Source organism: Microbulbifer jejuensis (assembly GCF_047289955.1).
Classification (GTDB): Bacteria; Pseudomonadota; Gammaproteobacteria; order Pseudomonadales; family Cellvibrionaceae; genus Microbulbifer.
Map to the genome: position 1 here is coordinate 1 of NZ_JBLBUB010000049.1, position 10,107 is coordinate 10,107.

Consider the following 10,107-nt stretch of genomic DNA (forward strand, 5'->3'; position numbering starts at 1 on the left):
TGGGGGCGTGCTGATGGTGGCGGCGATAGCACTGCTGTAGCGGCGCAGCTGTCCAGTGAAGTTAAAACTGTTTTTTCGACAGGCGATGCCTTTGCAGCTTTGAAAACCGATGGCAGTGTGGTTACCTGGGGGCATTCTGATGTTGGCGGCGATAGCGCTGCTGTAGCATTGCAGTTGTCTGACGATGTTAAAACTGTATTTTCGACAGATACTGCCTTCGCCGCTCTAAAAACCAATGGCAGTGTGATTACCTGGGGAGGGGTTGATGCTGGTGGCGATAGCACAGCTGTTTTAACTCAATTGTCCAGCGATGTTGAAGCTGTTTTCTCAACAAACTTTGCCTTTGCAGCCGTGAAAACGAATGGCAGTGTGGTTACCTGGGGAGATTCTCGTTATGGCGGTGATAGCAGTGCAGTGGCTGATCAGTTATCCCCAAGGGGGAACTCCAGCAGGTAAATAGCCTGTACAGAAAATTTTACAAATGCCCTTTTAAAAACCTGCCTTTTGCAGGTTTTTTTGTTTGCCCGGCGAAGCCCGGGCGCAGGTAGCACCTGCGAAACCGGGAGGGGAAGAAAGCGACGGCAAGCAGCTGGTTGGAGAAGGCGCCAAAAGAGCGGTATCGGGCAATGACGTGGATGCAGCGAGTGAAGCGGGTGTTTCTCGTTGTCGCGCTCGTGAGTGATCACGTAGGGGAATTATCTTTATTTCGGAGGTGTTAAGCTTTGGCGCGTAGCGGCTTCGTTCAACAAGGCCGTCAACGAACGCCAACATGCTGGCGGGAAAGCTTTAGTTAGTTAAGACAAAGACATGCTAGTAAAGCAGGCGGGAAGAATACCCCCTCTCCCAGAACCGTATGAGGCATGGGAACCGATTTCGAGCGTACAGGGAGGTATTCACAGCATGCCCCGAGAGGAGAGTATTCTTTGCTTCCGGCCCGGAGGTAGGTCATCTCTTTTTTGCTAATGATAAAGAAATGACACAGAATTCTGAACACTATCATGTACGGTGATGTGGGGAGGGCGGGCTAGAAGCCCGCCTTTACCCGATTAGCATGATGCACTCAAGTATCAGCCGATTTATTCTTTGATAAATTATTCTTTAATGCATCTCTAATTTTGTATAGCGTTGATTTATTACCGTCACTAGACATCAGTATTATTGTATAATCATTTTTAAAGTCAGAATGTTTAATTGTGTGGTGACTTGGGTTAGACCCATCATGTTCCCAGCTGACAAGATTGCCATCTATATCGTTGAAATATTTACCAAAATCAAAATAAGCACGATTGCTTTTTCCGGATAATTTGTCGCCTGGTAAGGCCTTTACTATTCTCTCTATGGGCAGAAGTGAAGAATTTCTTAAGGCAATTTCAAACTTTAACAAGTCGAGTGGTGTAACATATATAGTCGCCCCATTTAGAGCAGTTGGATAGTCGCCTGTAACTATCATTTTGGAAAAGTTATTAGCATCTATTTGCTGATATGAATCAGTCATTCCAGCAACCTCGAAAATAAACTTTTTAGCAAATTTATAATAAACATCGCCCGTTATTTTCTCTACAATCAATGCGCGAATAACGACATTCAAATTTGAATACAGATAATCATTTCCAGGCTCGAAAGCTAGTGAACTATTTTTTATTTGGTCTGCTGCATCAGAAGTATCTATATTTCTTTTCCATTTAATCTTTGGTAAACCTGAGGTATGTGCAAGTATATGTTCAACTGTTATTTTTTTTGCCCAAGAAGGAAATTCTGCTAGATATTTAGCAATGTTGTCTTCGTAACCTAATTTTCCTTGCTCAACTAGTTGCATAATCGATATGGTTGTAAACTCTTTGCCTACTGAGCCGGGGCTAAATAGGTGTTTAGGTGATATTGGTGTTTTCCTATCAGGATCAGCAAATCCTATATTTTTACGAAAAACAACAACTCCATTCTTACTTACCAGAACTGAGCCATTAAACCCAGTATTAATGATCGTTTTTTCAACTACATCTTTAAGTTGGCTTACTGTACTGCCTTCTATCGCAAGAACTGCTGGGCAATATACTAACCATATTAATAAAAACACTTTGCTCATATTGAATCTCCTTATTATACTAACACTTATATACTGAGCACTATGGTCAATATCTCCTCAATCACTATCTCAAATATTATCCAATGGCGGTATTGCTGGCCAAGGATTACATGGCTGCCAACTATGACTGCTTGGCAGTTTTCGTCAATTAGGTCTGGGGCTTTCCAATTGTTATGATTGGGCACCGCCAAGTTGGGGGCGGCTTTTTAAATCCTCTTGCTGGCTTTGTTATTTATTTTTACATTTACTTGCGATAAATGCATTGATCATAGCTTCGTATGATTCGAATGACGGGTTGTGTGGGTGCACGCGACCTTTAAAAATATTCTTTTCGCTTTGGTAAATAACTAATGCTTCATTGTATTTACTACAAGCGATTAATAAGTCACCATCAGTAGCATAAGCATTACCGATTGCGAATGTGGACTTTGAAACGCCCCAGTAATCGCCGTCTCTTTCAAAAGCTGCAATGGCCTTTTGATAATGAGATATGGATTTTGAATTGTAGGGTCATACTCACCATGTTTTATATAAAAGTCAGAATATGAACGATACACTTGGCTTTTATAAAATGTTCCTAGAAAGTGCTCCGCTTCTGCCTCTCCGTACGTATTGTTTACTTTCTTAAAATCAGATAGAGCTTCCAACCCCAATTTTTCAGCGGGTAATGCTCTGCCTTCATTATTCATTAAGTAGTACGCATTTTGTAATTTCTCGGTGGGATCACTCGTATATGGAACTCCTGCGGCAGCACAGCCAAGTATATATGCCGAAATAATAACTAATACTATACATTTAATGTTCATGTTTCTCCTGATGCAGTAGTGGTAGGACAGCCGGTTATCCTAACTGCACCCACGCAGATCCGGGCGTCTGGAACTACCGCATCCGCCTCTTCAGTAATATATTCACTCGTGTAAAGCACGATCCCTAATACCAGTCCACAAGTATACTGTGTTTGTATACCCGTGGTGGCTTTAGCCCAGAATATCTGAACACTTTCTAAGATACCACCTCGTGATGACGGCCTTGCCCTTTAGTTACTCTCGAACCGCCGTATGCGGACCCGCATGTACGATGGTGCGGGGAGGGTGGGCTAGAAACCCGCATTTACCCGATTAATTGCCTGGTGTGGCATCGGGATTCTTGCCATCCTCAATATATTTTTCTATGTAAGCTTCAGTTGTACTGGATGGAAAAGAATTGACCATCACCTCTAGAGGTTCATAAAGCTCAGTATTTTTTATAGAGGTAGATGCTGTATCCAAGGTGGCCTGAATATTATTGTAAGTTCTTATATTTTGGACAATAAATTTCTCACCCCATTCATACATTTTTTCTTCCTCTCCGCGCCTTGAAAACCCTAGGAGAAGAGCAATCATGTTTGCTTCATCTGCCGACCGCCCTGACTGAGTAAAGACTACTGAGATTTCTATGCCCTGCTTCAATCCCCTCTGCTCGCCAGTAAAGTAAGCAGCTACGATCAGAAAAAAACGACCACAACTCTAACAATATCTCTATACGGCATGATTTACCTTGGGTAATTAACTTTTGTATACTGATCACCATGACCAGTATTTTTGAACCGCGGATTCAACCTTGAAGTGCATACCATTTATGCGGCTTGTGCCGCCAAGTAATTATCCATTAAATCTTCTGGTGTTTCAAAGCCTAATGTTTTCCTTGGGCGGTTATTTAAATCGCATACCACTGCATCAACCTCCCCCTGAGTTACCTTTTTAAAGTCCGTACTCTTGGGCCAATATTGGCGCAACAGGCCATTCGTATTCTCGTTCAAACCGCGTTCCCAGGAGTGGTAAGGGTGCGCGAAATAAACCTGCGCCCCAAGCTCCTTAGTAATTTTTTCGTGATAGGCAAACTCTTTACCATTGTCCGCCGTGATCGTATGCAATGCCGCCGTATACGGCTTCAGCAGAGCTATAGTGGCCTCTGTCATCGCCTCTGCACTTTTGTTCTCCACTTGTGCAGATAAGGTAAACTGCGTTACGCGCTCTACAATAGTCACCAGAGCGCCGCTATGTCCCCTGCCAATGACGGTATCAATTTCCCAGTCACCAACCCGACTCTTCGCATCTACCTCCACCGGGCGCTCATCGATACTTATACGGTTCCTGATTTGGCCGCGATTGGTTTTACCATTGCTTCGCTTGTGATACTTTCTACCGTGCCGCCGGAGGTTCATGAACAGTTCTCCACCCCTCGCCTTGTCGGTCCACACATGTTGATAGATGCGCTCATGGCTCAACAGTATCAAGTGCTCCTTGAGAAGCCAGCCTGAGATTTGCTCCGGGCTCCATTTTTCAGCAAGCTTATCCTCGACCAAGCCAATCAACTCTGGTGTCAATTTTGTTACCTTTCTGGTCACTTCACGCCGCCAAAGCGCAAACCTCTGGGCTTGCTTGTGTCGATACCCGCGCTGACCACTATTCCGCGCTAACTCCCTTGATATCGTTGACTGGCTCACGCCTAGAGCCACCGCAATCTCTGCTTGTGTAAAACCGCTTTTCTTGAACGCCTCAATCAGGCATCTTTGCTCATAGGTCAGTTGCTTGTAGTGTCTCATTGCATAACTCTTGCCGGAGAAAAAGCGAGAAGCCTACGGGCAACTGGCCGCTTTTTCTAGCTCCATTGAGATATGCACTTACAAGTTGAATCTAGGAAACTAAAATTCTGACAGATTGTCGTATGACGCAAAGCTGGGGACAACTTCCATTTAAACCCGTTATTGATTATAAGCTTTTAGAAGATACTTCTATAACGGGGAAAACGGGGAAAACCCCGACTATAAAGTCCCTACTGCTTGGGAATAATTTAGAGGAATGGAATCTATTTAGCGCCATTAATTCAGAAATTTATGCATTGGATTACCAAAAGATCTGCAATCACTTAGACTGGCTGCTCCCTGAAACAAAAATAAAACCGTTACTGGACCATTACTACCAATTGGCCCTATCCATTCAGAACAGCCCCTGGCCCCAGTGGAGTAAAGCCTGGAATCTGTTGTTAACCGATATGGTATTTACCTTACCCGGCTTGAGGCATTTGGAAAACCATCAGGGTGAAGGGTTTCACTACCATTTCACCCAGCCCCTGGCAGCCCAACCTCTGCTTGGAGCCTGTCATGCCGTGGAATTAGGTTATGTATTTGGAACCCATGGTGAAAAATCCCTGTGCGCTCTCTACGGCGCAGAAACGGACGCACATCTACTGTGTGCCTCTATGCAGGAAGCTTGGTTGAGTTTTGCAGAGACCGGCTGTCCCGGAGAAGACTGGCCCGTCTTTTCAGGAAAACACAGTAAACGCTTTGGGAAGCATTCAACCGCACGGGCGTTTAATACCTCGGAGCTTCTGACCCTATGGCAGGATATACCTGATAAGGTCCTGCATGGCTATCTATAGCTGATATATTCATAGCCATTTGGCTATAAAAGACAATATAGTCCGTTCCAATAATGTTCTATTTCTGAAATACAATATACATATTTTGAATATCCTCTAAGACATTTGCCTTATTATTAACTCGGCGGATATATAGTTCTGTATAGCGTGGCGTTCTACTTCAAAAAACCCCTGATTAAAAATGTAGCATAAAGAAATACTTTTCTCCAGGTTAATAAAATCTATTTTTAATTTTGCCCATCATGCAACGGAATAAAATTTAAAAACCAATCGAAAAATGATCAAACATCACCTTTTATCACTACCAGTGTTCTTTCGATAAAACGGATCAGGGCTTTTTCTGGCAGAAAATTAGCTTTATCTTCAGAATTGAACTGCTCCAAAATAGTGTTTAGTTGCGAATTATTTTTCATCTCAATTACTGTCATTCCCTTTTGCTTGAGTTCTTTTACTTTTGTTATCCATTTTAGAGTATTGTTTCTAAATGCACGCAGACCTGCTTTATTCGCTGGCTTTCCATGCCCGGGAATTATGATGCTTTTTTCATCACCCAAACTCAGGATTTGTTCTATTGCATGCATAAATCCAGATACTCCTCCTGCATAAAATGTTGGATGCCAGCTTGTATCATAAACATCCCCAACAAATATGCTATTACTCTTTGCATGAAAGAATATTTTGTCCTTAGCAGTATGCGAATTAACGACAATACTGCCTATCTCTGGCAACTCCATCGTGCTTTCAAGCAGCATACTGCCTCTTTTGATAAAATATTCATTTCCTCCGGCATGATCGCTATGATTGTGCGTGTTTAAAATATATTTAACCGGTTTGATAAATTTTTCTTCAATCACAGCATTTAAAGCATCCAGATGTTCATCTCCTGGCATGGGATCAATCAATACAAGACCCTCGTTTGTGTTGAGCAAGCCTATATTGGTTCCCTGAGTATCAGAATTCAAAATATAGACATTCTCGGAAACACTGATGACCGAAACCATAGCCGTAGTTGCCAGGCTTTCCGTTTGGAAAACAACGATAACGATCAGCAGGATAGAATTCAATAATACTTTCAGTTTAGGGTCTAAAATGGTGTGTGATATGTATGCAGGTATTTTCATGACTCTCACTATCTGGTTGCTGCTCTTGGGTAAAGGCAGTGACCACTGACTTCCCTTCCAAATTATACTACCAACACCTCCCGGGCAAGTGCTACACACAAACCGAGACCAAAAAAGTACGTACCGACAGCACCAACTTACCGCGCCCAATGGTAACGAGAACACCCAGCATAAGAGATAAAGCAGCTAAAATAATAATGCAAAGAAAATATATATTAATTGATAATCCCTTTATTGTCGAGGTATAACTTTTGAGGCAACGCATAAGCATACTGTGTCCATATGCCCTGAGTTGAATAGGTCCAATATGTGTTTTTTGTGCTTACCCCGCCAAGTACTTTGCTGGATTTATATAGACAGCTTTCTTGTAACCTTGGGTGGACAAGTCAACCCTCCAGAACATGGGCAGCAAGCTGAGTATTGAATAATGAACGTGGGGTAGTTTACCTTTTGCATTCCCAGTATTGCCCACTGTGCCAATGCGCTCGTTCGCCGCCACCACTAGGCCCACTTGTTCTTCAATAGCGTCCAAATGGGCAAAATAATGTATCCGCCATTTCGGCCCGATTCCAACTAAGATATTTCCACCTCTCTCAGTCTCGCCACGATAGACAACCAACAAGTTGGTCGAACTTAAGACGGACACCCCCTTCTTTGAAAAAATATCCAGCCCCTTGTGGACCCCGGAGGAACCCCATGGTTCATACCAAAAAGATACAGGGTTCCAATCGCTTTCTGTTGCACCTTCAACCGGAATTACCATCGGTTCAGGAACCATAAAACCAATCATAAGAAAAGTTAAAATACCCAACCCAAGCTTCTTCATGAATCACCAATCACAACAATGAGATAACGGTATTTGTAATACACTATTTAGAAAATGACTGTTTCTTGAGTGTAGATATGGAGCAAAATTGTCCCTTACTCGATTAACCGACCTTCACACTCAACTTTTTCCTCATAGGGATAAATGTAAGAGACAAATTATTATTTATGGGATACTCAATGGCTTTGCAAGCCGTAAATCCATGACGTGCATAAAGCTTCTGCCCCGGTAGTGTTGCCATCAACTCTAAACCGCGAAAATCCATTGCTCTTGCAGCCTCCTCGCATTGTTGCATTATCATAGATCCAATGCCTTTTCGCGCATAGCGGGGCTTTATAAAAAATGCGCGAATTTTTGCTGAATTGATCGCTGGATTCAATATATCAGGATTTCTATCTTTTTTGCTATCATTTCCAAACAGCGTTGCGCGGTAACTCCAACCACCACAGCCAATCAGCAGATTTTCAGTTTCCACCACAAAATAGGTTTCATCCTTAATCAATTGTGTGTCCAAACCCCAAGCAGATAGTAGTGCCCCTTCAATTTATTCTTGTGTATAGTCATAAGCTGATAAGCCTCGTACAGATTCCTCTATTAATACTTTAATCCTAGAAATGTCCAAAGCGAAGGCTGTACGAACTGTATATTTCATAAAATGACTTTCAGTCTGTTTAATAACAACCACACCACGATCATCCTGATTAAGATTGTCCGAGTGAAACCACAGACTAGGAGCCTATCGTATCCTTAACTCAAACTCCTGGCACGGAGTACCCTGATGATACTTTAACTGCCAATTTTCACCAGTAAATACCCAAATAGAGGAACGCTTTGCAAAATTACTTTTAATGCCGTTATTATCCACCCAAGCTGACTTATACAAAAGCAAATATATGGATGACTCCAGCATAATGCTTTCAAAATCCTGGGAGTGAATATAACCGTTTGACGATTGCTCTGCGCCCATCATTTTTATAATAGTTTGAAATTGTAACTTCTACCGGAGGCGCCAACCTCCTTGAAGCTCGCATGAATCAGGCTTTCAACCTCCGCTTTATTTTGGCGAATGCCACATTGATGCAATGCCCTCTCCAAATCGATCAGAATATTCATCGTTAGTTTATTATCGCAATCAGCCTATGTGGCATAAAGCTTTGATGAATCCATGCGGCGCAGGAACCCGGCCTGAAAAATAGCATCATTAGTTTGTAAGGCAAGCGCTTAGTGTGTACGAAAATAGGTTTCATGCGCAGCCTTAGCCCCTTTGTCTTGATCACCCTGATAAAATTGGACGAATCCTTTATCGACCGAACTCAAGAATATCCAGCCCTCTTTAACCTTGAACCAGCAATTTCCGGATGTTGAATATACATTTGGAAATGTTCCCCAACCACTGCTTGAAACAGAAAATTCCGAAAAATTATTAATCGTAAATTTTTCTGTATCAAACCTAGGAGCTTCATAGATTGGAATAGCCTCATCTCTAAGATCGGATTCATCCATTTCTTTATATTGATAACAGCTTATTGATTCAAGTGTTCTGTCAAACCACAAATATTTTTCCGCGCCTTCAAAATTGTATTCTGTACAATCATTAAACCGGATTGCCCAGGGTAATCCATTGTGGAATCCAATGTACCCAATGGGCTTTTCTGAAGCAGAAGCATTCAACCCAACCAAAATAGATAAAACGACTAAATATATTGATCGCATTTTTTCTCCAAAACTATTCCTTTAACCTCCTAAACAGATCATCCTATATACTAATTCTCGAGCAGTATTTCTGAGCAAAACCAACCTAAAGCGCTTTTTATCCTATTTTTCACCTACGATTAGTACTCCGGCGTCAGACTAATTGAGGTAATATTATCCGGTATTACGTTATAAGAATAGGGAACATACAAGGCAAGCTGCAATGGCCCTACACGAACCCATTGCACAGGCCTGTCTATGCCCTCCACAATCACCTTATAATCATCGCCCAAACTCGTTGCCACTGCCTTTGCATCTGCTGAAAATAGCGCAATAATTTCACTTCTGTACTGATTTGGATTGACAACGCTAACATCAATCGAACCTAATGAATTGAATTCAGTTCTTCCAACAAGGTTGACCTTATCAACAAAACTTGCCATTTCTTCAACCAGCTTTGTCGCTTTATTCATATCGGAAGGGATCGCTGTTTTCACGCGAACTTTAGCCCTACTGGTGTCTGGCCTGGATCCTCTTTTCAGTTCTATACGATGATTATCCAGTGTTAATGGTATTACAAACCCTGACTCAACGATACTGAGCTCAATATTACGGTGTTTTGAGGCTGTTGAAATAGCATTTTTTAGCGTCTGATAGATCTCTTGTTTTCTGCGCTTTTCATCCCTGGTATCATTCCATACTTCGACCTCAAGAAGTAAAAAATCCCCTGTTTTCTTCAGCACCACGCCCGGCAATGGCTCATCTATCCTGGCACTCGTGACGATGACTTCTTCTAGCGCTTGCCCCCAGCCGTTAAGTGACCTAGATTCAACTTGTAAGTGCATATCTCAATGGAGCTAGAAAAAGCGGCCAGTTGCCCGTAGGCTTCTCGCTTTTTCTCCGGCAAGAGTTATGCAATGAGACACTACAAGCAACTGACCTATGAGCAAAGATGCCAGATTGAG

The 10,107-nt window shown here is 42.4% G+C and carries 12 protein-coding genes; 3 read left to right on the forward strand and 9 right to left on the reverse strand.

Annotated elements, in window-relative coordinates; all coding sequences use genetic code 11:
• Nucleotides 1-456, forward strand: a 456-nt coding sequence (locus ACL7TT_RS19835) for an RCC1 domain-containing protein (protein ID WP_413397933.1), incomplete at its 5' end; no start/stop codon positions are given.
• 64 nt (nucleotides 457-520) lie between these two features.
• A complete protein-coding gene (locus ACL7TT_RS19840; protein WP_413397934.1) occupies nucleotides 521-682 on the forward strand; it encodes a hypothetical protein in 162 nt (53 codons plus the stop codon).
• Nucleotides 683-1,060: 378 nt separating this feature from the next.
• Here ACL7TT_RS19840 and ACL7TT_RS19845 read toward each other — a convergent pair whose 3' ends face one another.
• The 4 genes from ACL7TT_RS19845 to ACL7TT_RS19860 form a co-directional block, all read right to left on the reverse strand.
• Nucleotides 1,061-2,083, reverse strand: a complete 1,023-nt coding sequence (locus ACL7TT_RS19845) for a serine hydrolase domain-containing protein (RefSeq protein WP_413397935.1) — start codon at nucleotides 2,081-2,083, stop codon at nucleotides 1,061-1,063.
• A gap of 377 nt (nucleotides 2,084-2,460) precedes the next feature.
• A complete protein-coding gene (locus tag ACL7TT_RS19850; protein WP_413397936.1) occupies nucleotides 2,461-2,889 on the reverse strand; it encodes a hypothetical protein in 429 nt (142 codons plus the stop codon).
• A 312-nt stretch (nucleotides 2,890-3,201) separates the two neighbouring features.
• The gene (locus ACL7TT_RS19855; RefSeq protein ID WP_413397937.1) at nucleotides 3,202-3,531 is read right to left on the reverse strand and encodes a hypothetical protein; all 330 of its coding nucleotides are present in this window, start codon (nucleotides 3,529-3,531) and stop codon (nucleotides 3,202-3,204) included.
• A 167-nt stretch (nucleotides 3,532-3,698) separates the two neighbouring features.
• Entirely contained in the window at nucleotides 3,699-4,667 is a 969-nt protein-coding gene (locus ACL7TT_RS19860; RefSeq protein WP_413397938.1) for an IS30 family transposase, read from the reverse strand.
• A 122-nt stretch (nucleotides 4,668-4,789) separates the two neighbouring features.
• On the opposite strand from ACL7TT_RS19860, the gene ACL7TT_RS19865 reads away from it, so the two are divergent.
• Nucleotides 4,790-5,503, forward strand: coding sequence for a carboxylesterase family protein (locus ACL7TT_RS19865; protein WP_413397939.1), 714 nt, complete (start codon nucleotides 4,790-4,792; stop codon nucleotides 5,501-5,503).
• A 281-nt stretch (nucleotides 5,504-5,784) separates the two neighbouring features.
• On the opposite strand, the gene ACL7TT_RS19870 is transcribed toward ACL7TT_RS19865, so the two are convergent.
• The 5 genes from ACL7TT_RS19870 to ACL7TT_RS19890 all read right to left on the reverse strand — a co-directional run bounded on the left by ACL7TT_RS19870 (nucleotide 5,785) and on the right by ACL7TT_RS19890 (nucleotide 9,987).
• Complete coding sequence (locus tag ACL7TT_RS19870) at nucleotides 5,785-6,624, reverse strand: MBL fold metallo-hydrolase (RefSeq protein ID WP_413397940.1); 840 nt, start codon at nucleotides 6,622-6,624, stop codon at nucleotides 5,785-5,787.
• Between the two features lie 322 nt (nucleotides 6,625-6,946).
• Nucleotides 6,947-7,450 carry a M23 family metallopeptidase gene (locus ACL7TT_RS19875; protein ID WP_413397941.1) on the reverse strand — a complete coding sequence of 168 codons (504 nt, stop codon included), beginning with the start codon at nucleotides 7,448-7,450 and terminating at the stop codon, nucleotides 6,947-6,949.
• Nucleotides 7,451-7,553: 103 nt separating this feature from the next.
• Nucleotides 7,554-7,952, reverse strand: a complete 399-nt coding sequence (locus tag ACL7TT_RS19880; RefSeq protein ID WP_413397942.1) for a GNAT family N-acetyltransferase — start codon at nucleotides 7,950-7,952, stop codon at nucleotides 7,554-7,556.
• A 719-nt stretch (nucleotides 7,953-8,671) separates the two neighbouring features.
• Nucleotides 8,672-9,163 carry a hypothetical protein gene (locus ACL7TT_RS19885; protein ID WP_413397943.1) on the reverse strand — a complete coding sequence of 164 codons (492 nt, stop codon included), beginning with the start codon at nucleotides 9,161-9,163 and terminating at the stop codon, nucleotides 8,672-8,674.
• A 119-nt stretch (nucleotides 9,164-9,282) separates the two neighbouring features.
• Nucleotides 9,283-9,987 carry a hypothetical protein gene (locus tag ACL7TT_RS19890; RefSeq protein WP_413397944.1) on the reverse strand — a complete coding sequence of 235 codons (705 nt, stop codon included), beginning with the start codon at nucleotides 9,985-9,987 and terminating at the stop codon, nucleotides 9,283-9,285.
• Nucleotides 9,988-10,107: the final 120 nt, after the last annotated feature.